Source organism: Microbulbifer sp. SE14 (genome assembly GCF_059834885.1).
Map to the genome: position 1 here is coordinate 51,081 of NZ_JCBAJA010000019.1, position 21,296 is coordinate 72,376.

Annotated in this window: 26 protein-coding genes; 12 read left to right on the forward strand and 14 right to left on the reverse strand. The window is 61.4% G+C overall.

Translation table 11 applies throughout. The features are described 5' to 3' along the window. Positions 1 to 136: 136 nt before the first annotated feature. Positions 137 to 298 (forward strand): hypothetical protein, encoded by a 162-nt coding sequence (locus AC6R19_RS14105; RefSeq protein ID WP_500580476.1) that lies wholly within the window; start codon positions 137 to 139, stop codon positions 296 to 298. Positions 299 to 458: 160 nt separating this feature from the next. Further along, positions 459 to 1,727 (forward strand): MDR family MFS transporter, encoded by a 1,269-nt coding sequence (locus AC6R19_RS14110; RefSeq protein ID WP_500580477.1) that lies wholly within the window; start codon positions 459 to 461, stop codon positions 1,725 to 1,727. A 58-nt stretch (positions 1,728 to 1,785) separates the two neighbouring features. Here the strand turns inward: AC6R19_RS14110 and AC6R19_RS14115 are convergent, their stop codons facing one another. The 6 genes from AC6R19_RS14115 to AC6R19_RS14140 all read right to left on the reverse strand — a co-directional run bounded on the left by AC6R19_RS14115 (position 1,786) and on the right by AC6R19_RS14140 (position 8,031). After that, complete coding sequence (locus AC6R19_RS14115; protein WP_500580478.1) at positions 1,786 to 2,241, reverse strand: N-acetyltransferase; 456 nt, start codon at positions 2,239 to 2,241, stop codon at positions 1,786 to 1,788. Between the two features lie 3 nt (positions 2,242 to 2,244). Then, positions 2,245 to 3,297, reverse strand: a complete 1,053-nt coding sequence (locus tag AC6R19_RS14120) for a MerR family transcriptional regulator (RefSeq protein ID WP_500580479.1) — start codon at positions 3,295 to 3,297, stop codon at positions 2,245 to 2,247. Positions 3,298 to 3,327: 30 nt separating this feature from the next. Next, the gene (locus tag AC6R19_RS14125; protein ID WP_500580480.1) at positions 3,328 to 4,203 is read right to left on the reverse strand and encodes a class I SAM-dependent methyltransferase; all 876 of its coding nucleotides are present in this window, start codon (positions 4,201 to 4,203) and stop codon (positions 3,328 to 3,330) included. A 113-nt stretch (positions 4,204 to 4,316) separates the two neighbouring features. After that, positions 4,317 to 4,868, reverse strand: a complete 552-nt coding sequence (locus tag AC6R19_RS14130) for a cysteine hydrolase family protein (RefSeq protein WP_500580481.1) — start codon at positions 4,866 to 4,868, stop codon at positions 4,317 to 4,319. Between the two features lie 31 nt (positions 4,869 to 4,899). Continuing rightward, complete coding sequence (locus AC6R19_RS14135; protein WP_500580482.1) at positions 4,900 to 6,930, reverse strand: NADPH-dependent 2,4-dienoyl-CoA reductase; 2,031 nt, start codon at positions 6,928 to 6,930, stop codon at positions 4,900 to 4,902. Between the two features lie 210 nt (positions 6,931 to 7,140). Then, positions 7,141 to 8,031, reverse strand: a complete 891-nt coding sequence (locus tag AC6R19_RS14140) for a LysR family transcriptional regulator (RefSeq protein ID WP_500580483.1) — start codon at positions 8,029 to 8,031, stop codon at positions 7,141 to 7,143. Between the two features lie 108 nt (positions 8,032 to 8,139). Here AC6R19_RS14140 and AC6R19_RS14145 point away from each other — a divergent pair, with 108 nt between their 5' ends. From AC6R19_RS14145 to AC6R19_RS14185, 9 genes are all read left to right on the forward strand, one after another. Then, on the forward strand, positions 8,140 to 8,811 hold the full coding sequence (locus AC6R19_RS14145) for a histidine phosphatase family protein (RefSeq protein ID WP_500580484.1): 672 nt from the start codon (positions 8,140 to 8,142) through the stop codon (positions 8,809 to 8,811). Positions 8,812 to 8,826: 15 nt separating this feature from the next. Beyond that, the gene (locus AC6R19_RS14150; protein ID WP_500580485.1) at positions 8,827 to 10,041 is read left to right on the forward strand and encodes an acyl-CoA dehydrogenase family protein; all 1,215 of its coding nucleotides are present in this window, start codon (positions 8,827 to 8,829) and stop codon (positions 10,039 to 10,041) included. 11 nt (positions 10,042 to 10,052) lie between these two features. Next, positions 10,053 to 11,111, forward strand: a complete 1,059-nt coding sequence (locus tag AC6R19_RS14155; RefSeq protein WP_500580486.1) for a phosphotransferase — start codon at positions 10,053 to 10,055, stop codon at positions 11,109 to 11,111. Between the two features lie 27 nt (positions 11,112 to 11,138). After that, positions 11,139 to 11,915 carry an SDR family oxidoreductase gene (locus tag AC6R19_RS14160; protein ID WP_500580487.1) on the forward strand — a complete coding sequence of 259 codons (777 nt, stop codon included), beginning with the start codon at positions 11,139 to 11,141 and terminating at the stop codon, positions 11,913 to 11,915. Next, positions 11,915 to 12,694: an SDR family NAD(P)-dependent oxidoreductase gene (locus tag AC6R19_RS14165; protein ID WP_500580488.1), complete on the forward strand. Its 780-nt coding sequence runs from the start codon at positions 11,915 to 11,917 to the stop codon at positions 12,692 to 12,694. Before AC6R19_RS14160 ends, AC6R19_RS14165 begins: the two co-directional genes overlap by 1 nt. Before the next feature lie 45 nt (positions 12,695 to 12,739). Then, complete coding sequence (locus tag AC6R19_RS14170; protein ID WP_500580489.1) at positions 12,740 to 13,198, forward strand: MaoC family dehydratase; 459 nt, start codon at positions 12,740 to 12,742, stop codon at positions 13,196 to 13,198. A gap of 27 nt (positions 13,199 to 13,225) precedes the next feature. Then, positions 13,226 to 14,149 (forward strand): SDR family NAD(P)-dependent oxidoreductase, encoded by a 924-nt coding sequence (locus tag AC6R19_RS14175; RefSeq protein WP_500580490.1) that lies wholly within the window; start codon positions 13,226 to 13,228, stop codon positions 14,147 to 14,149. A gap of 10 nt (positions 14,150 to 14,159) precedes the next feature. Next, on the forward strand, positions 14,160 to 15,341 hold the full coding sequence (locus tag AC6R19_RS14180) for an acetyl-CoA C-acyltransferase (RefSeq protein ID WP_500580491.1): 1,182 nt from the start codon (positions 14,160 to 14,162) through the stop codon (positions 15,339 to 15,341). 86 nt (positions 15,342 to 15,427) lie between these two features. Next, positions 15,428 to 16,405 carry an NADPH:quinone oxidoreductase family protein gene (locus AC6R19_RS14185; protein ID WP_500580492.1) on the forward strand — a complete coding sequence of 326 codons (978 nt, stop codon included), beginning with the start codon at positions 15,428 to 15,430 and terminating at the stop codon, positions 16,403 to 16,405. On the opposite strand, the gene AC6R19_RS14190 is transcribed toward AC6R19_RS14185, so the two are convergent. The 4 genes from AC6R19_RS14190 to dinB all read right to left on the reverse strand — a co-directional run bounded on the left by AC6R19_RS14190 (position 16,402) and on the right by dinB (position 19,033). Continuing rightward, a complete protein-coding gene (locus tag AC6R19_RS14190; RefSeq protein WP_500580493.1) occupies positions 16,402 to 16,833 on the reverse strand; it encodes a hypothetical protein in 432 nt (143 codons plus the stop codon). The genes AC6R19_RS14185 and AC6R19_RS14190 overlap by 4 nt on opposite strands. Then, entirely contained in the window at positions 16,830 to 17,366 is a 537-nt protein-coding gene (locus AC6R19_RS14195) for an RNA polymerase sigma factor (RefSeq protein ID WP_500580494.1), read from the reverse strand. The genes AC6R19_RS14190 and AC6R19_RS14195 overlap by 4 nt, the downstream gene beginning before the upstream one ends. Positions 17,367 to 17,450: 84 nt before the next feature. Further along, positions 17,451 to 17,756 (reverse strand): DUF6116 family protein, encoded by a 306-nt coding sequence (locus AC6R19_RS14200; RefSeq protein ID WP_500580495.1) that lies wholly within the window; start codon positions 17,754 to 17,756, stop codon positions 17,451 to 17,453. Between the two features lie 194 nt (positions 17,757 to 17,950). Then, positions 17,951 to 19,033: a DNA polymerase IV gene (dinB, locus tag AC6R19_RS14205; RefSeq protein WP_500580496.1), complete on the reverse strand. Its 1,083-nt coding sequence runs from the start codon at positions 19,031 to 19,033 to the stop codon at positions 17,951 to 17,953. 88 nt (positions 19,034 to 19,121) lie between these two features. Here dinB and AC6R19_RS14210 point away from each other — a divergent pair, with 88 nt between their 5' ends. Then, positions 19,122 to 19,658, forward strand: a complete 537-nt coding sequence (locus tag AC6R19_RS14210) for a carboxymuconolactone decarboxylase family protein (RefSeq protein ID WP_500580497.1) — start codon at positions 19,122 to 19,124, stop codon at positions 19,656 to 19,658. 5 nt (positions 19,659 to 19,663) lie between these two features. Here AC6R19_RS14210 and AC6R19_RS14215 read toward each other — a convergent pair whose 3' ends face one another. The 4 genes from AC6R19_RS14215 to fdxA form a co-directional block, all read right to left on the reverse strand. Then, on the reverse strand, positions 19,664 to 19,861 hold the full coding sequence (locus AC6R19_RS14215) for a helix-turn-helix transcriptional regulator (RefSeq protein WP_500580498.1): 198 nt from the start codon (positions 19,859 to 19,861) through the stop codon (positions 19,664 to 19,666). Next, positions 19,858 to 20,241 carry a hypothetical protein gene (locus AC6R19_RS14220; RefSeq protein ID WP_500580499.1) on the reverse strand — a complete coding sequence of 128 codons (384 nt, stop codon included), beginning with the start codon at positions 20,239 to 20,241 and terminating at the stop codon, positions 19,858 to 19,860. The genes AC6R19_RS14215 and AC6R19_RS14220 overlap by 4 nt, the downstream gene beginning before the upstream one ends. Before the next feature lie 184 nt (positions 20,242 to 20,425). Then, a complete protein-coding gene (locus AC6R19_RS14225) occupies positions 20,426 to 20,593 on the reverse strand; it encodes a DUF1328 domain-containing protein (protein ID WP_500580500.1) in 168 nt (55 codons plus the stop codon). Positions 20,594 to 20,927: 334 nt separating this feature from the next. Further along, complete coding sequence (gene fdxA / locus AC6R19_RS14230; protein ID WP_500580501.1) at positions 20,928 to 21,251, reverse strand: ferredoxin FdxA; 324 nt, start codon at positions 21,249 to 21,251, stop codon at positions 20,928 to 20,930. Positions 21,252 to 21,296 lie beyond the last annotated feature (45 nt).

Here is a 21,296-nt window from a genome sequence, read left to right on the forward strand (position 1 = left end):
GGCGCATTCCCTAGCCATATCAAGGGCAGTGTGAGTTGCCGGCAGCGACAGAGCGGAAATAGTTGAAACTTCCGCTTGCAAACGCCGATTACTCGGATACTATTAACGCCATAGAGTCAACTAGCGATAGTTTCCAATGAATACCCTGAACCTCCACATTTCACCGCGCATGCGCCACGCCCAGCAGCACCAGCTGCCGGCCGTCGTTCGCCTGTGGTGTGGTGTTCGTGTTCTCGCCAATATCGTGAACCGCCGCTCCCTGTGCACTGACTATAAGGTGACCGCGGTGATCACCTAGCACACCCGACATAGCTTTAGGCGATGGAAGGTGTAAAAAGCCTTCCTCCCAAGAAAAAACCCGGAAGGCTGACCTTCCGGGTTTTTTTTTTGCCGGTTTTTTCCGGGATTGGCCGGCCCCGATTCAACGAAGAGAGCAATGATCGACAAGGAGTAGTGAGATGGACAGGCAGTGGTGGCAGCGGCTGCACAGTTTTCCGCCTTTAATCTGGATCATACTGATCGGCAGTTTTTTCGGCCGCGGCACCTATTTTATGGTGTGGCCATTTCTGGCGATCCTTCTGTATGAAAAATTCCAGCTGGGGGCGGCGGAAATCGGTTTGATACTCAGTGCCTCCGCGGTAGGCGCGGCGCTGCTGGGTTTTTACGTGGGCGCTCTGTCGGATCGCTACGGCCGCCGCAATATGCTGCTGGCGGGAACCGCGATCAATTTCCTCGCCTTCGCACTGCTGGCGGTGGCGCAGACACTGCCGGCATTTATCCTGGCGATGACCTTCTGCTCCATCGGTCGCGCGATATGGGAGCCGCCGGCCAGCGCGCTGATCGGCGACCTGATCCCGGACAAGCAGAGTCGTGAGCTGGCATTGCAGTTCCGCTATTTCCTGATCAATGTGGGCGCCGCGCTGGGCCCGATTATCGGCGTCTGGGCGGGGTTGAGCGCGCAGCAGTCCACCTTCGGTCTCACCGCTCTCAGCTATCTGCTGTTGAGCCTGGCATTTTTGTGGGGCTTTGCCCACACGGAAAGCGGGCGCCTGGCGCGCAGACGCCGCGACGCCAGCGTGACGCTGCGCAGCACCCTGGCGGTGTTGCGCAGAGACCAGGTTTTCCTGGTGGTGATCATCGCCAATGTGTTGACGCTGTTTATCTATGCCCATATGGATTCCAGCCTGGTGCAGTACCTGACCCGCGCCGAGGCGCCGCGACTGGTGGAGCTCATCTCCAGCATGATCCTGGTCAACGCCACCACCATCGTGCTGCTGCAGTTTCCGCTGTTACAGATGATGCGCAATATCGATGTGAACGGGCGCATCGTGATCGGCCTGGCGGTACTCGCAGCTGGCCAACTGTGGTTTGCGCTAAACCCGGTGCACTGGTTTGCCGGCTGGCTGGGAGCCACTTTCGTGGTCAGCCTGGCGGAGGCGGTGCTCTTCCCGACCATGAGCGTGCAGATAGACCGGCTGGCGCCGGACCACTTGCGCGGCAGCTACTTCGGGGCCTCGTCCTTTTATTCGCTGGGCTGGTCGGTGGCGCCGCTGATCGGCGGCATTGTCATCGAGTGGTGGAGTGGGCAGGCGCTCTACTTGCTGATGTTTGGTCTCTGCGGCGTCGTATTCGGGCTCTACCGCCTGACCGGGCGGCTCTCCCGGCCCCGGTGGCGGGAGCTGGAAAACGCGGTGAATCTGGAGGCGGGCACGCCGCAACCGCAATAGTTGCCCCCTGTTGTTGGCCCCCCTTTTTGTGGGGCCTTTTTTATTTCCACCGCGACAATCATATTCCGCGGTGACGCATCTCCGGCTCGGTTCTTCGCCAGACCATCGACAGTTCCGGCTGGCCGGTGTGGGGATCGATCTGTTCCCGCTGGATGGAAAAGCCGTGCCTTTCGTAGAAGGCGATGCTGCGGTGATTGGACTTGTAGACCGTCAGGCTCAGTACGCCGGCCAGACTCTGGGCGTATTGCAAGAGCTGCGAGCCGGCTCCCTTCCCCTGGCTTTCGGGCCGCACGAACAGTGCGGCCAGGGTATCGTCCAGCAGTGACAGAAAACCGAGAAGGGCGCCGCCCTCTTCGCAGACATAGGTTTCCGCGGCGGGGAGGTAGCAGTCACGCAGCTGCTCGGCGCGCCGTATCCAGAAGTCGGCGGGCACGAAGTCGTGGGCGCTGATAGAGGATTCCAGCCAGATCTTTATTACCGTGTCGGTATCCGCCCCTATCATCTTCCTGATCATCGCTCAGCTCCGCCCTCGGTTCGCCTGCGGCCGCTTCGCCAGATAGTGCGACACCGCCACCTGCAGATAGTCCAGGGTGTTTTTGTTCAGGAGGCTGCCCTGCAGCAGCCGCGGGTCGGTTCGTTGCGCTTCCCGGACCTTGTGTTGAATCTTTGGATCGCCACCGGTGTAGTCGTCGAACAGATTGAGCCAGCGGCCGGCCAACCTCTGCACCCGCGTATCGTCCGCCCCGACGCCGGCTTCCAGCAGTTCGGTCAACTCGGCCAGCAGGGCGGGCCAGCGGGCCATGGATCGGGGGTAGTGCCGCTGCATCGTCCGGAATTCTTCCGCTGTGAGCAGCGGGCGATAGAGGTCCAGCCGGCTGTGGGCGAAGGCCTCGGTGATATAGCGTTGCTGCCCGCGGGTGATGCCAAACTGCTGTTGCAGTATCTGCTCCTGCTCATAGCTGCGTATCAGCTTACTGAACAGCACCGGGTGGCGGGCGGCATCCTGCTCCAGGACCTCCATCCAACGCTCCGCCAGCGACTTGGCGGGGGCGGCGTCCGGTGGCAGCTGCCGCTGCTGCAGCTGATGCAGTTCGGCCACCAGGGACTGCCAGTGATCCCTCGTTTTCAGGGGGCGCAGGTAGGCCGGCAGGGCGGCCAGTTGTGCATCGCTGAAGTGGCGTTCATAGCTCTGCATCAATGCCAGTAAATCCAGCAGGTCACCGCTTTCCACAGGAGTGCCGCCCTGCAACTGGCCGTCGATCCGGTCCAGCTTCCCGATCATCTGCCGGGCTTGTTCGACCTGCTGGCGAAGGGCTTCTCGCTGCCGGGCGACGGAGTCCCGCAACGCTGGAGCGCCGTCGGCCATCAGCTCCCCGATATCCGACAGTGACAGACCCAGCCCTTTGAGAAGCTGGATCTGGTATAGGTTGGCAACGTTGTCGCCATTGTACAATCGGTATCCCGCCGCACTGCGCGCCGCCGGAACCAGCAACCCGATCCGGTGATAGTGGTGCAGGGTGCGCACGGTGACCCCGGTGCGTTTGGCCAATTGGCCGACTTTCAACAACATAAGATTGGTGTGGCTCCCATCAGGCGCAGGTCAGCGTTCGGCGACGATATAGCGAAAGCCGCCGCCGGCACTTTGCAGGCCGTCCTTGCGACGGGCAAAGTAACGCCGGTTCAGGTCCTGCGCCGTCATATCGCTAACCGCGGTAAACCCCCGGTCATGGAGCCCCGACACCAAAGCGGCTGGATCGAAGTGCGCTTGCCAGGGTTCGCCCATCTTCGCGAACATTTCCGCAGTCACGCGCTCCATGGCCTGTTCTATCGGGCCCAGCAGTGTGCTGGTCACCCGGTAATCGAACACTATACCGCTCCCCGGAGCAAATTTTGCTACCGTGCCCAGGGTCTGCCAGACGGCCTTCTCGCTCAGATAGGGCGTTACGCCCAGGCAGGAGAACCAAGTGGGTTGATCCCAGCGGCAGCCCGCCCGCCCGAGCCGAACGGCGAGATCGTCGCTCGCCATATCCAGTTCGAGCCAGCGGCAGTTTTCCGGCAAATCCGCCCCACAATCCCGGATCCTTTGGCGCTTCCCGGTCAGGGTGCTCGGTCGGTCGACTTCCACCATCAATACGTCGGGGTGGTCAGTGGCGGTGCGCAGGGTGTACGTATCCAGTCCCGCACCCAGTATCACCAGTTGCCGCACGCCTCCGGCCAGAGCCTCGGTGAAAGTGTCTTCCGCCAGCCGGCTTCGGCCGACGATCGCCGCACGCATGGAGCGGGCCGCCGGGTCGTTGAACTGGAATGGGTCGTCTGTGACGGATTGGCGTAGCGACGGCTCAAGGATGGACAGCGCGAAAGGATCTGCCAGGACGGAAGGTTCATCCAGCAGTTGGTGTACCGCCCGTGCCGTGGCGACCCGCAGGGCCGATGAAGAGAGACCGGTTCGTACGTCTGCGTTTTTCAGGTAACTCATTGCTCGTCTCCGATTTCCAGGTTCAGTAAAACACGAGCGAGGGACCTTAAACCCTGACGTTGCGTGAGGGACAAGCCAGATAGCAAACTTTTCTGCGATACCGGGGGTGCATCTTAAGTGAGAAGATCGCGGCTGTGGCAGATATGGGCGTACTCCCCATGCAGGTTATCGAGGAATATCTGCTGTACTGTTTCGGCATCGATCAGCGAGCCGTCGCGCAAGGGCATCGCGAAGCTGGCCGTCGTATCTTCCGGCAGCAGAACCCGGTAGCCCAGGGCAGCGCCGACCCTGACCGTAGCATCCACTGAATGGTTGGCCACGACTCCCGTTATTACCAGCTCCCTGACCCCGAGTTCCTTGAGCAGGTCATCCAGCTCGGTGGCGATAAATGCGCAGTTCTCCCGTTTGGTGATTACCTGTTCTTTTTGTCGGGGTGTGACTTCTCTTTTGAAGGCAAAGTGCGGGTTGGAGCGGTGATAAGGGGATTCGGGAAAGCGGGAGGCGTGGCGGATATGTACTATCGGTAGCCCCTTGGCGCGCCAGTGCTGCAACAGCAGAGCGATGCATTGCTCCGCATTGGGATTACAGCGCGGGTGAGGGGAGAAGTGATCGATGGCCTGCTGCACATCGATCACCAGCAGCGCCGGGTTGCCTGTTTCTAACATCGCGGCGCTCTCCTGCATTTTTATCGCCGGTTTATATCTCTGCGGCCAGTCGCGAGCCCTGGTCGATGGCCCGCTTGGCATCCAGCTCGGCCGCCTCAAAGGCGCCGCCGATCAGGTGGACTTTTACCGTGCCGCCCTGCAGCGCATTGTACAGGACTCGCGCCGGCTCCTGGCCGGCACAGATCACGATATTGTCCGCCTCCAGCAGGCGTTCTTCGTCGCCGACGCGGATATGCAGGCCGCGATCGTCGATCTTCTCATAGCTGGCGCCGGCGATCATCTGCACGTTGCGGTGCTTGAGGCTGGTGCGGTGTATCCAGCCTGTGGTCTTGCCGAGGCCGGCGCCCACCTTGCTGGTCTTGCGCTGCAGCAGTGTCACCTGGCGCGGTGTGCTTACCGCTGCCGGCTTTTTGAGGCCGGCGCGGTTTTCAAGCTGGATATCCACTCCCCACTCATCGAAGAACTCGTTTTTGCTACTGGCGATCAGCTCCTGGCTGTTGTTGCCCTCGTGGGTCAGGTATTCCGCCACGTCGAAGCCAATACCGCCGGCGCCGATAACCGCGACCTTTTCCCCCACTGGCTTCTTGTGCTTCAGCACATCCAGGTAGCTCAGGACCTTCTCGTGCCCGATACCGGGGATGGGCGGTGTGCGCGGATCGATGCCGGTGGCGATAATCACTTCGTCGAAGGCCTGCAGGTCTTCGGCGGTGGCGCGGGTATTGAGCTTGACCTCGACGCCGGTGATTTCCAGGCGGCGCTTGAAGTAGCGCAGGGTTTCCTCGAACTCGGCCTTGCCGGGGATCTGCTTGGCGATATTGAACTGGCCGCCGACCTTGTCCTCTGCCTCGAACAGGGTGACCTTGTGCCCGCGTTCCGCGGCCACAGTGGCGGCCGCCAGACCGGCGGGGCCGGCGCCGACCACGGCGATTTTCTTTGCGGTTTCCACCGGCAGATATTGCAGCTCCGTCTCGTGGCAGGCTCGGGGGTTGACCAGGCAGGAGGTCAGCTTCAGCTCGAAGGTATGATCCAGGCAGGCCTGGTTGCAGCCGATGCAGGTGTTGATCTCGTCCGCGCGGTTCTCGGCAGCCTTGTTGACGAATTCCGCATCGGCCAGGAAGGGCCGCGCCATGGAGATCATATCGGCGTGGCCAGCGGCCAGTACTTCCTCAGCGACTTCGGGCATATTGATGCGGTTGCTGGTGACCACCGGTACTGTCAGGTGCTGTCTCACCTTGGCGGTGATTTCGGTAAAGGCGGCGCGGGGCACGCTGGTGGCGATGGTCGGAACACGCGCCTCGTGCCAGCCGATTCCGGTGTTGATAATGGTTGCGCCGGCCCCCTCGATGGCCTTGCCCAGGGCAACCACTTCATCAAAAGTGCTGCCGTCCTCGACCAGGTCGAGCATGGACAGGCGGTAAATAATGATGAAGTCTTTTCCCACGGCTTCGCGCACCCGTCGCACGATTTCGATCGGCAGGCGGATGCGGTTCTCGAAGCTGCCTCCCCACTCGTCGGTACGTTTGTTGGTGCGGGAGACGATGAACTGGTTGATGAAATAACCTTCCGAGCCCATGATCTCGACGCCGTCGTAGCCGGCCTCGCGGGCCAGGGTTGCGCAGCGCACATAGTCGTCGATCTGGCCCTCGACTTCCTTGCCGGTCAGTTCCCGCGGGGTGAAGGGGTTGATCGGGGCCTGGATCGGCGAGGGTGCGACCAGATTGGGGTTATAGGCGTAGCGGCCGGCGTGCAGTATCTGCATACAGATCTTGCCGCCCTCGGCATGCACTGCGTCGGTGACTTCCCGGTGCTGCTGCGCCTCCTCCGGCGTGGTCATCTTGGCCGCGCCCATACCCACGCCGCCCTCTTCGTTGGGGCCTATGCCGCCGGTCACGATCAAGCCTACACCGCCTCGGGCGCGCTCGGCATAGAAGGCCGCCAGGCGGGTGAAGCCGCCGGGGTGCTCCTCCAGGTTGGTATGCATCGAGCCCATCAGTACCCGGTTTTTCAGGGTGGTAAAGCCCAGGTCCAGCGGGGCCAGCAGGTGGGGGTAGGCTTGGGACATGGTGACGCCCTCTCTTCTTCTGATCGGATTTGATATGCAACTCTTTGCATATTGTTGCGCTGGAGGATAGCAAGGGAGGGGGTGGTGGGCAGTGACCGATCCGGTCGAATTCTTTGGCCTGTCCGAGTGGCCCGTAGCTGGTTCCGCGACGGCAGGGCCTTCGCATCTGGCTCGATTTCCTTTCTGAGCCCCCACTCTCTCGTCCTGCCCCTATACAAACAACTCCATCAACTGCCCCCGCAACCACCGATTGGCCGGATCGTCGTGCTGGTTCCTGTGCCACAGCAGGTGCCAGTCCATCTGCGGAACCTGGAATGGCAACTCAAACAGCCGCGCCGGGTATTGGTTGGCCAGGCTGGCCGGCACCGTCAGCGCCAGGTCGGTGCGCAACACCACCAGTGGCGCCACCCGGTAGTGCTGGACCCGCAGTTTGATATTGCGGCGCCGCCCCAGCTTGTTAAGGGCGATATCCACCAGTCCCGGCCCGCTGCGGCGGCTGGAGACGTGGATATGCTCCAGCTGCAGGTACTGTTCCAGCGTCAGGCTGGTCTGCTCTGCCAGCGGGTGGTCGGCGCGCAGCATGCACAGGTAGCGGTCGTTGATCAGGCGCTGTTGCTGTAGCTGGGTGGCGGTGGCCAGGGGTATGTCGAGGCCGAAATCCAGGGTGTTTGCGGCCAGTTCCTTCACCAGCTGGTCGCGGGGCACATAGTAGGACTCGACGCTGATCCCCGGCGCCACCTGCTGCAGTCGCTCCAGCAGCCGCGGTAGCAGCAGTGTCTCCGCCATATCGTTCATCGACAGGCGCAGTGTCTTGCGGGCGCTGGCCGGGTCGAACCGGCGCTCTTCGCTGAGGCTGCCGCCGAGCAGGGCCAGTGCCTGCTGTACCTTGGGCATGATGCGCTCAGTCAGCGGCGTCGGGTTCATACCCACCGGCGTACGGGTGAACAGTGGGTCATCCAGGGTGCGGCGCAGGCGCGCCAGGGCGTTGCTGACCGCCGGCTGGGTGATATGCAGCTGTTCCGCGGCGCGGGTCAGGTTGCGCTCGTTGTAGATCGCCTCCAGTACCAGGAAGAGATTCATATCCATCTGCTGTAACTGCACGGTTGTCACCAGTCATAATTAGTGTGAATGATTGGATATTCGCATAATAAATTTTGATGATCCACTGGCCGGCGCTAGGGTAGGAGACCAAGCAAAGGGGGATATGCATTGGCTGAGTTCTACACGGTGCGCCACGGCCAGGCCTCATTCGGCGCTGCCGACTACGACAAGTTATCCGAGCTGGGCTGGCGCCAGGCGCGCTGGCTGGGGGAGCACTGGCGCGGGCTGGGTATGGCGTTCGAGCGGGTCCTCTGTGGCGACCTGCTGCGCCACCGGGAGACGGCGCAGGGGATCTGCGAGGGCATGGAGCTGGACTCTGCCCAGGTACAGATAGTCCCGCAGCTCAATGAGTTCGATTTCCACAGCGTGCTGCAGCGCTACGGCGAGCGGGATCCGCAGTCGGTGCCGCCGCAAGGGGCCAGCCGCTCCGACTACTACCGTTTCCTGAAGAAGGCCATGCTCGCCTGGGCCGAGGGCGAGATAAGCCCGGCGGAGAGCTGGCGCGCCTTCGAGCAACGCATCGAGGAGGCATTGGAGCTGATCGGCGATAGCCCCAGGGGCAGCAGAACCCTGGTGGTGAGTTCCGGTGGTGCCATCGCGATGATGGTGCGCCAGGTGCTCGGCGGCCACGCGGAGACGGTGACCAAGCTCAATATGCAGATAAAAAACACTGCAGTGAGCCGCTTCTTTTCAGGCGCCGGCAGCATCAGTCTGCACAGTTTCAACCATGTTCCGCACCTCGAAATCGAAGGGCGGCAGGAATTCATAACGTACAGTTAAAAAAGGCAACCCGGGATGCATTTTGGATATTCTGACAAGGTGAAAGGGCTGCTCGAGCGCCTGAAAAAATTCATGGACGACCACGTCTATCCGGCGGAGCGGACTTATCACGAACAGCTGCTGGAAGACCGCTGGGGCGAGCCGCCTATACTGGCGGAGCTGAAGGCCAGGGCCCGCGAGGCGGAACTGTGGAACCTGTTTATGCCGGATCCGCGCTTCGGCGCCGGCCTGGCAAACCTGGAGTATGCGCCGCTGGCGGAGGAAATGGGCAAGGTGGTCTGGTCCTCGGAAGTGTTCAACTGCAGTGCGCCGGATACCGGCAATATGGAGGTGCTGGCCCAGTACGGCAGTCCCCAGCAACAGGCGCAGTGGCTGCGGCCGCTGCTGGCCGGGGAGATCCGCTCGGCATTTGCGATGACCGAGCCGAAAGTCGCCTCCTCCGATGCCACAAATATCGAGACCTCGATAGTGCGCGACGGCGATGACTATGTGATCAACGGCCACAAGTTTTATATCAGCGGCCTGATGAACAAGCGCTGCAGGATTCTGCTCGTCATGGGCAAGACGGACCCGGACAATCCCAACCGCCACCAGCAGCAGTCGCAGATACTGGTTCCCACCGACTCTCCGGGTGTCAAAGTAATCCGCCCGATGACGGTATTCGGTTACGACGACGCGCCGGAGGGGCACGCGGAGGTGATCTTCGACAATGTGCGCGTGCCGGCGGCCAACCTGATTCTCGGCGAGGGGCGCGGTTTCGAGATAGCCCAGGGGCGCCTGGGGCCGGGCCGCATCCACCACTGTATGCGATTGATCGGCCAGGCGCAGCGCGCACTGGAGATGATGTCGAAGCGCGCGGAAGAGCGCATCGTGTTCGGCCGCTCGATGAGCAAGCAGGGTTCGGTGCGCGAGGATATCGCCAAGTCCGCCTGCGAGATCGAGCAGGCGCGCCTGCTGACACTGAAGGCCGCAGACCAGATGGACCGATACGGCAACAAGGCGGCCAAGGACCTGATTGCGATGATCAAAATCGTCGCGCCGCAGATGGCCTGCACTGTGATCGACCGCGCGATACAGATCCACGGCGCCGCCGGCCTCAGCCAGGATTACAACCTGGCGCATCACTACGCCTATGCGCGCACCATCCGCCTGGCGGACGGCCCGGACCAAGTGCATATGATGCAGCTGGGGCGCAACCTGGCGGCGCGTTACGGCGCAGAACAGCAATAAGGCGGGGTGCGATGACGGAAGAAATGATCTCTGATAAGCACAGTTCAGTGGAGCAGCTGCCAGTAGATAGATTGGAAAAATACCTGGCCGCGCATATCGACGGTTTCCACAGCCCGCTAACGGTAACCAAGTTTTCCGGCGGCCAGTCGAATCCGACTTTCAAGCTGGAAACGGCATCCGGCACCTATGTACTGCGTCGCCAGCCGCCGGGCAGGCTGCTGAAGTCCGCCCATGCGGTGGATCGGGAATTCCGCGTGATGCGCGCGCTGGCGGATACGGATGTGCCGGTACCGCGGGTGCTGCATCTGTGCGAAGACCGGGACCTGATCGGTTCGCTTTTCTATGTGATGGAGTACTGCGACGGGCGCATCTTCTGGAACGCCGCCCTGCCGGAGGTGAACAAGCCGGAGCGCAGCGCGATTTACGATGAGATGAACCGGGTGCTGGCGGCGCTGCACAGTGTCGATATCGATAAGGCCGGTCTCTCCGATTACGGCCGCCCCGGCAATTATTTTCAGCGCCAGTTCGAGCGTTGGAGCGGCCAGTACAGGGCGTCGGAAATCGACAAAATCGACGCGATGGATCGCCTGATCGACTGGCTCTCGGGCAACCTGCCGGAAGACGACGGCCGCGTGGCGCTGGTGCACGGCGACTACCGCCTCGACAACATCATTTTCCACCCCGGTGAGGCGCGCGCCATTGCGGTGCTGGACTGGGAGCTCTCCACCCTCGGCCATCCGTTCGCGGATCTCGCCTATCAGTGCATGCAGCTGCGTATGCCGGCCCGGGGCGACAAGATGTCCGGACTCATGGGGGCAGACAGGGCCGCACTGGGTATTCCCGCGGAGGCAGACTATGTGGCGCGCTACTGCGGGCGCATGGGGATCGACAGGATCGATAACTGGGCCTTCTGCCTGGCGTTCAGCTTCTTCCGCCTGGCCGCGATTATCCAGGGCGTGGCCAAGCGCGCACAGGAAGGCAATGCCTCCAACAGGGACGCGGCCAAACTGGGGTCGCTGGTGGATCCCGTGGCCCGCATGGCGCTGGATATTATCGAAAAAGAACATTGAACATCGCAGGAAATCCGAGGATAGAAAATGACGACCAACCTGTTTGACCTGAGCGGAAAAGTCGCCCTGGTTACCGGCGCCAGCCGCGGCATCGGCGAGGCCATCGCAAAACTGCTGGCGGAGCAGGGCGCCCATGTACTGGTGTCCAGCCGCAAGATCGAAGGCTGCAAGGCGGTGGCGGATGCGATAGTTGATACCGGCGGTTCGGCGGAGGCATTCCCCTGCCATATCGGCGATTTGGAGGAAATTGAACGGGCAATTTCCGTGATACGCCACAATCACGGCCGCCTGGATATCCTAGTCAACAACGCCGCCACCAATCCCTATTTCGGCCATATCCTCGACACCGACCTGGGCGCCTTCCAGAAGACCGTGGATGTGAATATTCGCGGTTACTTCTTTATGTCCGTCGAGGCCGGCAAGCTGATGCGCGAGCAGGGCGGTGGCTGTATCGTGAATACCGCTTCCATCAATGCGCTGCAACCGGGGGTCGGCCAGGGCATCTACTCGATTACCAAGGCGGCGGTGGTCAATATGACCAAATCTTTCGCCAAGGAGTGCGCCCAGTTCAATATCCGCGTCAACGCGCTGCTGCCGGGCCTGACCAAGACCAAGTTTGCCGGCGCCCTGTTTACCCACGAGGACATCTACAAGACCGCCATCGACCATATCCCCATGCACCGCCACGCGGAACCGGAGGAGATGGCCGGTACCGTGCTCTACCTGGTGTCGGATGCTTCCAGTTACACCACCGGCGAGTGCGTGGTGGTGGATGGCGGCATGACTTCCTGCGGAGGTATCTGATGAGCGCCGATCCGATGCTCGACTTTTCCGGCCAAGTGGCGCTGATCACCGGCGCCGCCAGCGGTTTCGGGCAGCTGCTCGCGCGCGAGCTCGGCCAGCGCGGCGCCAAGCTGGTACTGGGCGATATCAACGAATCCGATCTACTGAAACTTGCGGACGAACTGGACGGCGCCGGCATCGAAGTGCTGGCGCAGCACTGCGATGTCTCCGCGGAAAATGACTGCGCGGCGCTCGCGGAACTCGCGCAGTCGTTCGGCAGGCTGGATATCGCGGTCAACAACGCCGGTATCGCGCCGCCGATGATGGCGCTGGAGGAGACGGACGAGGCGGAGATGGACCGCCAGTTCAACGTCAACCTCAAAGGGGTGATGTTCGGTCTCAAATACCAGTTGCCGCTGATGAAGCGGCAGGCAGGCGGGGTGATCCTGAATGTTTCCTCGATGGCGGGACTGGGCGGGGCGCCCAAGATCGCCTCTTACGCGGCAGCCAAGCACGGCGTGGTGGGCGTGACCAAAACAGCCGCGGTGGAAAATGCCAGGTACGGGGTGCGGGTCAATGCGGTCTGCCCGTTTTTTTCCCGTACGCCGATGGTCACCGGCATCGACAAACCCGGTGTCAGCCGGGAGGAATTCCAGGGCTCTCTCGCCGCCGGCTGCCCGATGAAGCGGCTCGGGGAGCCCGGTGAAGTGGTCGCCGCGATGCTGATGCTGCTGTCGCCGAAGATGACCTATGTCACCGGTCAGGCGCTGGCGGTAGACGGGGGCCTGTCGGCCTTTTGAGGTTTGTCGGGCAATTTCCACAACGAATAAAAAGAGGAGCGAGCAGTGTCCATACAGATACCCCGCGACAAGATTGCCGATTTTATCGGTTTCGAGAGCGAAACCACCGACTGGCTCAGGATCGACCAGCAGCGTATCGATACCTTTGCCGAGTGCACCCTCGACCGCCAGTTTATCCACGTAGACCCGGAGGCCGCGCGGCAGACGCCGTTCGGCGGCACCATTGCCCACGGCTTCCTGACCCTGTCGCTGCTGTCCTATTTTTCCGAGCAGCTGCAGATCGGTGTCGAGGGCTCGCGGATGGGCATCAACTACGGCATGGACAGGGTGCGCTTTCTCAATCCGGTGAAAGTGGGCAGCAATATCCGCGCCCGTGCGAAAATCCTGGATATCACCGAGAAGCAGGCGGGCCAGTTCCAGTTGAAGCTGGAGGTTACCGTGGAGATCGAGGGTGAGGAGAAGCCGGCCCTGGTCGCCGAATGGTTGTTTATGCAGTTTGTATAGAATAACGATTTTAGTGGAGATGACGACATGAGTATTCGATTCGACGGACAGGTGGCGATCGTCACCGGTGCCGGCAACGGCCTGGGTAAAAGCCATGCCCTGGAGCTGGCCCGCCGCGGGGCGAAAGTGGTGGTCAACGACCTGGGCGGTGCGCGCGACGGTTCCGGTGCCTCCCTGACTGCCGCCGAGCAGGTGGTGGCGGAGATAGAGCGCTTCGGCGGCGAGGCCATCGCCGACGGCGCCAATGTGACCGACTACGGAGAAGTGCAGAAGATGGTGCAGTCGGCCGTGGACAAGTGGGGGCGGGTGGATATCCTCGTCAACAACGCCGGCATCCTGCGCGACAAGTCCTTCGCCAAGATGGACCTGGACGACTTCCGCCTGGTGATGGATGTGCACCTGATGGGATCGGTCAACTGCACCAAGGCGGTGTGGGGCCTGATGCGCGAGCAGAACTACGGCCGCATTGTCATGACCACCTCGTCTTCCGGCCTCTACGGCAATTTCGGCCAGTCGAACTACGGCGCGGCGAAAATGGCACTGGTGGGCTTGATGAACACCCTCTACCTGGAGGGACAGAAGTACGGTATCAAGGTGAACTGCCTGTCGCCCACCGCCCGCACGCGTATGACCGAGGACGTGATTCCCGATCCCAAGGTGCTGGACCTGATGACCCCGGAATCGGTGACCGCGGGCCTGGTGGCGCTGGTGGCGGAAGACGCGCCCAACCGCTTCATCCTCGGCGCCGGTGCCGGCGCCTTCGCCTGTGCGCGGATTGTGGAAACCGAAGGACTCTACCTCCCCCCGGAGCAGCAGAACCCGGAAGGCGTGCTGGAAAACCTGGACGCGATCGGCGACGCCGGCGAACAGCAAGAGCTGTTCGGCGGCCTGAACCAGACGGTGAAATTCGTGCAGAAGGCCGCTGAGGCCCTGGACGTGGAACTGGATTGAGGAAAGCGACATGAAAGAAGCGGTAATTGTTTCCACGGCGCGCACACCGATCGGCAAGGCCTATCGCGGCGCCTTCAACAACCTGGAGGCGCCCAGCCTGGCCGCGCATGCGGTGCGGGCGGCGGTGGAGCGCGCCGGGGTCGAGGCGGCGGAAGTGGACGACTGCATTTTCGGCGCCGCCCTGCAGCAGGGCACCACCCACATGAACGTGGCCCGCCAGATCGCGCTGCGCGCCGGGCTGCCCGCCAGTGTCGCCGGCATGACCATCGACCGGCAGTGTTCCTCCGGCCTGATGGCGGTGGCCACCGCGGCCAAGCAGATTGTCCAGGACGGCTGTCCACTGGTCGTCGCCGGCGGTGTGGAACAGATCTCACTGGTGCAGAACGAGCATATGAACAATTTCCGCATTGCCGATCCGGCATTGCTGGAGATGCACCCCGATATCTATATGCCGATGATCGATACCGCCGAGGTGGTGGCGAAGCGCTACGGTATCGATCGCGATCGGCAGGATGAGTACGCGCTGCAGTCGCAGATGCGCACCGCCGCCGCCCAGGAAGCCGGCCTGTATCGCGATGAGATAGTGCCGGTGACCTGCACCAAGGCGGAGATGGATCGCGAGACGAGGGAGGTCTCCTACCAGGAGGTCACTCTGGAAAAGGACGAGGGCAACAGGCCCGGGACGACGCTGGAGGGACTGCAGGGCCTTAAGCCGGTGCGCGAGAACGGCGTGATCACCGCCGGCAATGCATCGCAGCTTTCCGACGGCGCCGCGGCCCTGGTGCTGATGGACAGCCAACTGGCGCAACAGCGCAACCTGGAACCGCTGGGTATCTACCGCGGTATGGCCGTGGCCGGCTGCGAGCCGGACGAGATGGGCATAGGCCCTGTGTACGCGATTCCGAAACTGTTGAAGCGCACCGGCCTGTCCATGGACGATATCGGCCTGTGGGAGCTGAACGAGGCCTTCGCGGTGCAGGTGCTCTACTGCCGGGACAAGCTGGGAATCGACAACGACAGGCTGAACGTCAACGGCGGGGCCATCTCCATCGGCCACCCCTACGGCATGAGCGGCGCGCGCATGGTCGGTCACGCCCTGCTGGAGGGCCGGCGCCGCGGGGTCCGGTATGTGGTGGTCACCATGTGCGTCGGCGGCGGCATGGGTGCGGCGGGGTTGTTTGAGGTGGTGTAACACCACATGCACTCACTATAAAAGATAGCTGTAGGAGCGGCGGGGCGGCCAACGGCCGCTCCTACAGGGAGTAATTGGAGAGATCTATGCGCGCATTGATATGCGAGGAGTACGGTTCGGCGGAACTGCTGGTAATCGCCGAGCGGGAACTGCCGGAACTGAAAAGCGATGAAGTGCGGATCGATGTCCGCGCCGCCGGACTCAATTTCCCTGACGCCCTGGTAATTGCGGGCAAGTACCAGGTCAAGCCACCCTTGCCGTTTGTTCCCGGCGGCGAGTGCGCCGGGGTGATCAGTGCCGTGGGCGACAGGGTAAAGAAATTCAAGGTGGGTGACCGGGTGATCGCCATGCCGGGCATGTCCGCCTTTGCCGAACAGGTGCATGTCAAGGAAGACCTGCTGGTACCCATGCCGGAGAAGCTCAGCTTTGAACAGGCGGCCGGTTTCTGTATTACCTATGCCACTTCCTACTACGCGCTCAAGCAGCGCGCCGCGATTCGGCAGGGCGAGACCCTGGTGGTGCTGGGTGCGGCCGGCGGCGTTGGAGTGACGGCAATCCAGCTGGGCAAGGCGCTGGGCGCCCGGGTAATCGCCTGTGCCTCCACTCCCGAAAAGCTGGAATTCTGCCGCGAGGTGGGCGCCGATGAGCTGATCAATTACTCGGACGAGGACCTGAAGGAACGCATCAAGGAGCTGACCAATGGTCGCGGTGCCGATGTGATCTTCGACCCGGTAGGCGGCAATTACACGGAAGAGGCCTACCGCTCCATTGCCTGGAGTGGTCGTTACCTGGTAATCGGATTCGCCTCCGGCGATATTCCCAGGCTGCCCCTCAACCTGCCGCTGCTCAAGGCCGGCGATATCATGGGGATTTTCTGGGGCAGCTGGGCACAGCGGGACCCGCAGGCTAATTTACAGAATTTCGCCGAGCTGTTGCAGATGGTGGAGGAGGGCAAGCTGAACCCGCTTACCACCGAAGTCTATCCCTTTGAGGAATATGTGCGGGCTTTTGCCGCTATTACCGAGCGCCGCGCGCGGGGCAAGGTTATTCTCGTTATCGACTAGGGAAGCAGGCGGCAATGGGCGCGGGCCTTGGCTTCCAGGTCCCGTGGCAGCTTGTCCGATGCTGAGCCCCGCTGCTGGCGGCGCCAATGGCTGCAGAGTTCTATATAACTGCCTGCCTGCACCTGGCTGCGAAGAGTGAACCAGGGGTCCGCGCCTTTTGCCGGTGCGTTTTTCTGCCGCCAGTCTATCAGCGGGCTCTGTTGCGCGGGGCGCAGGTTGGGAGTCAGGGCGCCCAGGTATTGTGCTGGATGCACTAACAATATAATGACTGCCAGGGCCGCACAACCGCTCGCGACCTTGGACAGCCATCGGCTGTCTCCCCTGGGCGGCTTGAACTGCTTGGCCTGTTGCAGAATTTTTTCGTCGAGGGACCCCGGGGAAGTGATTCCCGCTACTGCGTCCCGGTATTGGTGTTCCCAGATACTCATATAGTTACCTCTGCTGCCCCTTCGATACGCCAGGGCTGTCTCTGCGGTCCATACAGAAATTCTTCCAGTCTTTCCTTTCCGTTGCGATAGTGCTCTCTGCAGCGCTTCAGCGAAATTTTTTCGATATCGGCAACGGTGGCCAATGGCAGTTGGCACTCCAGATACAGCAGGAGGATATTGCGTTCAATTCTCGGCAGCTGCTGGATACCGGCGAGCAGTTTGTCGCCCGGATCCGGGGGTTGCTGAGGGGTATCGGGGTCCCGGCCGGCGCAGTTGCGCAGCAGCTTGTTGACGCGGATAAACAGCCAGCTGCGCAACAGGCGGCCGTTCAGCTGCGGTGGGCGTTCGAGGAGGTCGTTCCACAATTCCTCAAGCACGCCGCTGGCGCCGGCGAAATTCATCTGCGCGCAGTAGCGGTAGAGGCTGTCTTTGTGGCGCGCGTAGAACTGGCGGAAGGCGTTCAGATTCCGTGTGGAGTGGTAGTAGTCCAGCAGCTCCTCGTCGCTCAGGTGCTGAAAGTCTTTGCGTGACAAGTTGCCGCGCCTCCCTGCGCTGGTAATGCTGCTCGAACGGCCGAGAATGCGAGCTTCTTTTGATCTGTTAATGCTGTGAGCGAATTACTGGTGCGGCCGATCGCCGCGGCTGTCGGCTTGCGAATTCTCCTTAACCCGCTCGCCTTTTCCCCTGCCTGCAAACTTTTCGTTTGGCTGTTCTCTGGGGCCGGCGGTGCGCACCTTCCTTCTACTTCCCAGATAGAGTGCGGCCAGTCCCAGAAGTAATTCGTCGACAAATGGCAGCAGGTCGGGGATAAACAAGTCCACCAGAAAAATGGCGACTACCCACTTGAACAGCTGCGGATGCTCCAGTCTTTTGGCGTAACTCAGGAACCGGCCAAGCAGGGCACTGGGCAGCACTCTTTTCATCAACCTGCTCTTTGCTGTCAGTGTGGGGAGTATAGTTGGCGGCCCGGTGCGGCTCCGGCGGCTGAGTGTGGGACGACGCCAGATTTGCTGACTGGTACGTATTGGGTGGTTTTGCACCGGTGCCGAATGACACCTGGTCTGGCTTCTACATGGGGCTGTGCCAGCCTCGGCGCGAGTGTCCTCTGGAATGGTTTTTACGCCGACAGGCGCTTCTGCTCCGGTAGAGGCAATGGCAGCTGCTCCGGTCCCAGTTCGGCGCGCAAATCCCTGAGTTTGACTCCCACGCCCAGCAGGCGGATGGGGCTCGGGCGCCTGTCCCAGCACTGCTGCAGCAGCTGCCTGAACTCCGAGATTCGGCCGGACTGGCTGGATCGCTCCTGGGTCATAATGGAGAAGTCGCCGTATTTCACCTTCACCGTGGCGCCGCTGATCTGGTAGCGCTCGTCCAGTTTTTCCAGCCGCTCCAGCAGGCGCATATAGAGGGTGGTCAGCTGTTCCCGCCACTCGTCCAGGGTGCAGAGATCCTCGCTGAAGGTATGTTCCACGCTGACGCTCTTGCGGGAGCCGTCGCTGTTGACCGGGCGTTCGTCGATGCCGCGGCACAGTTCGTACAGGCGGCGGCCGAACTTGCCGTAGTCCCGGGTCAGTTCGATCAGGGAGAAGCGGCGCAGGTCGGCGCAGGTGCGGATGCCCTGGCGGTGCATCTTCTCCGCGGTGACCCGGCCGACGCCATGGATTTTTGCCACCGGCAGGCGCAGTACAAATTGGTCCACGGCGTCCGGGGCGACGACTGTCAGGCCGTCGGGTTTGCGCCAGTCGCTGGCGATCTTGGCCAGGAACTTGTTCGGCGCCACGCCGGCGGAGATGGTGATACCCAGCTCCGCGCGCACCCGCCGGCGTATCTCCTCGGCCATCAGGGTGGCGCTGCCGTGGCAGCGGCTGCTGTCACTCACATCCAGGAAGGCCTCGTCCAGGGACAGCGGTTCTATGATTTCGCTGTAATCCAGGAAAATATCCCGAATCTGGCCGCTAACCTCTCGATATTTTTTCATGTTACCGGGTACTACAATCAAATCAGGGCAGAGCTTTTTCGCCTGTGCGGTGGGCATGGCGGAGCGCACGCCATAGCTGCGCGCTTCGTAGTTGCAGGTGGAGATAACCCCGCGCCTGTCGCTGGTGCCACCCACTGCCAGGGGACGGCCGCGCAGGTTCGGGTCGTCGCGCATTTCGACAGAGGCGTAGAAACAGTCGCAGTCGCAGTGGATGATCTTTCGCATGCTGTGATTATATACAGTATGTGGGCGCTGCAAAAAGCAATTGCCAGCGAATGAGAACAGAACTGGAAGAAGATTGGGCAGGTGAACCATGAGCCACATTCCACTGGTGGAACGTCCCGCGGAAGATCGGGTAGAGGCGATCTTCGCCGACATAGAGGATGAACTGGGTGCGGTGCCCAGCCTGTTTCTCATTATCGCCCATCACCCGGATCTGCTGGAGGCCAGCTGGCACACCTACAAGGCGTTGATGGTCCACGGGGTACTGTCGCCACAGCTGAAGGAAGGCATAGGGCTGGTGATCTCTGCGGATAATCACTGCGACTACGGCATATACCACTACAGCGCCACCCTGCAGGAACTGGGTGTGGATATGCAGGAAGTGATGCGCATCCGCACCGACCCCAAGCATGTGCACTACTCGGAAAAAGAACACGCACTGTTCGACTTGGCCCGCCATGCCAATAAAGCCCCCAGCGATCACGGCGAGCGCTGGATTGCGGAAGCGCAGAAACTGGGGGCCCAGGATGATGAAATCGTCGAGGCGCTCACGGTGATGGAACTGGTGGTGGGCTTCAACCACTTTGCCGAAGTGCTGGGGTTGGAACCGCAAAGGAACAGGGACTAGTCCGGTTACCCCCCCTGCGGAAAGAATATCTCCTCTATCCGGTGGCCGAATACGGCGGCGATCCGAAACGCCACTGGCAGGCTCGGATCATATTTTCCCTTCTCGATTGCGTTGACCGTCTGCCGACTAACGCCAAGTGCGTCGGCCAGCTGTTGCTGTGTCCAGCCGCGCTCGCCGCGCATTTCTTTCAGGCAGTTTTTCACCGATAGCGCCTGCGCAGGATATTACCCGCCATCGTCCAGCTCACCAGTATCAGCAGTGCCGTCCAGATGCCGCCGATTGGCGCCAGGCCGGCGTAGGCCTCCAGCAGGCCGTAGGTGAGGGTGAAGAGGAAAACGATCACCAGCGCCGTCGCCGCGGCGGTCAGCTGAATGCGCCGCTCCATTTCGTCGCCGCGAACCAGGTATTGCAGGAGTACAGTGAACAGGCCGGCGGCGGGAATCAACGGCCCGAGGACCAGCGGCAGCCGCCAGGGGGAGTCCTCCGGCAGAGCCTTAAGCGCCAGCCCACCGGCGAGGGCAGTCAATGAGAACAACAGGCCGACCTGGAAAAACGAGAATCGATAGCGCGGAGTCCGGGCCATGGGTACGCCTCCATGTAAAGTGTCCTTGATATTGACGGTACTGCCCGTCATTCGATGCTGTCAAGTACTCTTTACATTTTTGGCGGGAAGTTCGTCGAGACGAGTTCAGGTTCGTCGTTGAATGCAATCGGCGGCCATTGGCCGCCGATTGCAGGTACAGGGTCCCTGGAGCCTGGTTCGCCGCTTACTTTGGCGGCCTGCGCCGACCGAATATCAGTGCCAGTACAAAGAGCACGATAAAGACAAAGAAGAGCACCTTGGCGATGTCCGCGGCTGCGGTCGCCACGCCGCCAAAGCCAAAGAAGGCGGCGATCAGTGCGATAACCAGACAGATGATGGCCCAGCGCAACATGGTGATAACTCCTTATGTGGATCTGGAGTAGGGCTCGGGCCGGATCCTTGGTGGAACCGGAGCCAATGACTCTGATTGATAAGGTTAATTTACTCAGATCACAACTTTATTTGGCCGAATATTCCCGGAAGTGCGGAACTGGACTCCGTGTGTTGAAGTAACGATGATGACCTGCTTCGCCTTGCTGATGCGCAGGGGCAGATCCACGAGGGGATTGATGCCGGCCCTCCTGATGGTGGCGGAGAGCTTTGGGCCATTGATGTGGGTGTTTTTATTTTTCGGGGCCGATAAACGAGAAAAGCCGTCGCAAGCGACGGCTTTTCAATAAATCAGTTTAGCGTTCGAGCTGGTCCAGCTTGCCCTTCTTGCCGTCCCACTCCTCGGCGTCCGGCAGCGGGTCTTTCTTCTCGGTGATATTGGGCCAGATCTCCGCCAGCTCCGCGTTCAGCTCGATAAACTCCTGCTGGTCCTCCGGCAACTCGTCCTCGGAGAAGATGGCGTTGGCCGGGCACTCGGGTTCGCAGAGGGCGCAGTCGATGCACTCGTCCGGGTGGATCACCAGGAAGTTGGGGCCTTCATAGAAGCAGTCCACCGGGCAAACTTCCACACAGTCGGTGTATTTGCACTTGATGCAGTTTTCCCCAATTACGAATGTCATGCTTGTCCCTCGAAAATACCCAATTCTGTGAAGCAGCGGATTTTA

What these genes read in the sequence shown, in the direction of transcription:
- AC6R19_RS14150 (WP_500580485.1), top strand. Translation starts at nt 8,827, where the DNA reads ATGCATTTTGGATATTCTGACAAGGTGAAAGGGCTGCTCGAGCGCCTG.
- AC6R19_RS14160 (WP_500580487.1), top strand. Translation starts at nt 11,139, where the DNA reads ATGACGACCAACCTGTTTGACCTGAGCGGAAAAGTCGCCCTGGTTACC.
- AC6R19_RS14210 (WP_500580497.1), top strand. Translation starts at nt 19,122, where the DNA reads ATGAGCCACATTCCACTGGTGGAACGTCCCGCGGAAGATCGGGTAGAG.
- AC6R19_RS14175 (WP_500580490.1), top strand. Translation starts at nt 13,226, where the DNA reads ATGAGTATTCGATTCGACGGACAGGTGGCGATCGTCACCGGTGCCGGC.
- fdxA (WP_500580501.1), bottom strand. Translation starts at nt 21,251, where the DNA reads ATGACATTCGTAATTGGGGAAAACTGCATCAAGTGCAAATACACCGAC.
- AC6R19_RS14120 (WP_500580479.1), bottom strand. Translation starts at nt 3,297, where the DNA reads ATGTTGTTGAAAGTCGGCCAATTGGCCAAACGCACCGGGGTCACCGTG.
- AC6R19_RS14110 (WP_500580477.1), top strand. Translation starts at nt 459, where the DNA reads ATGGACAGGCAGTGGTGGCAGCGGCTGCACAGTTTTCCGCCTTTAATC.
- AC6R19_RS14200 (WP_500580495.1), bottom strand. Translation starts at nt 17,756, where the DNA reads ATGAAAAGAGTGCTGCCCAGTGCCCTGCTTGGCCGGTTCCTGAGTTAC.
- AC6R19_RS14115 (WP_500580478.1), bottom strand. Translation starts at nt 2,241, where the DNA reads ATGATCAGGAAGATGATAGGGGCGGATACCGACACGGTAATAAAGATC.
- AC6R19_RS14190 (WP_500580493.1), bottom strand. Translation starts at nt 16,833, where the DNA reads ATGAGTATCTGGGAACACCAATACCGGGACGCAGTAGCGGGAATCACT.
- dinB (WP_500580496.1), bottom strand. Translation starts at nt 19,033, where the DNA reads ATGCGAAAGATCATCCACTGCGACTGCGACTGTTTCTACGCCTCTGTC.
- AC6R19_RS14165 (WP_500580488.1), top strand. Translation starts at nt 11,915, where the DNA reads ATGAGCGCCGATCCGATGCTCGACTTTTCCGGCCAAGTGGCGCTGATC.
- AC6R19_RS14185 (WP_500580492.1), top strand. Translation starts at nt 15,428, where the DNA reads ATGCGCGCATTGATATGCGAGGAGTACGGTTCGGCGGAACTGCTGGTA.
- AC6R19_RS14155 (WP_500580486.1), top strand. Translation starts at nt 10,053, where the DNA reads ATGACGGAAGAAATGATCTCTGATAAGCACAGTTCAGTGGAGCAGCTG.
- AC6R19_RS14225 (WP_500580500.1), bottom strand. Translation starts at nt 20,593, where the DNA reads ATGTTGCGCTGGGCCATCATCTGTCTGGTTATCGCACTGATCGCCGCC.
- AC6R19_RS14130 (WP_500580481.1), bottom strand. Translation starts at nt 4,868, where the DNA reads ATGTTAGAAACAGGCAACCCGGCGCTGCTGGTGATCGATGTGCAGCAG.
- AC6R19_RS14125 (WP_500580480.1), bottom strand. Translation starts at nt 4,203, where the DNA reads ATGAGTTACCTGAAAAACGCAGACGTACGAACCGGTCTCTCTTCATCG.
- AC6R19_RS14105 (WP_500580476.1), top strand. Translation starts at nt 137, where the DNA reads ATGAATACCCTGAACCTCCACATTTCACCGCGCATGCGCCACGCCCAG.
- AC6R19_RS14220 (WP_500580499.1), bottom strand. Translation starts at nt 20,241, where the DNA reads ATGGCCCGGACTCCGCGCTATCGATTCTCGTTTTTCCAGGTCGGCCTG.
- AC6R19_RS14135 (WP_500580482.1), bottom strand. Translation starts at nt 6,930, where the DNA reads ATGTCCCAAGCCTACCCCCACCTGCTGGCCCCGCTGGACCTGGGCTTT.
- AC6R19_RS14180 (WP_500580491.1), top strand. Translation starts at nt 14,160, where the DNA reads ATGAAAGAAGCGGTAATTGTTTCCACGGCGCGCACACCGATCGGCAAG.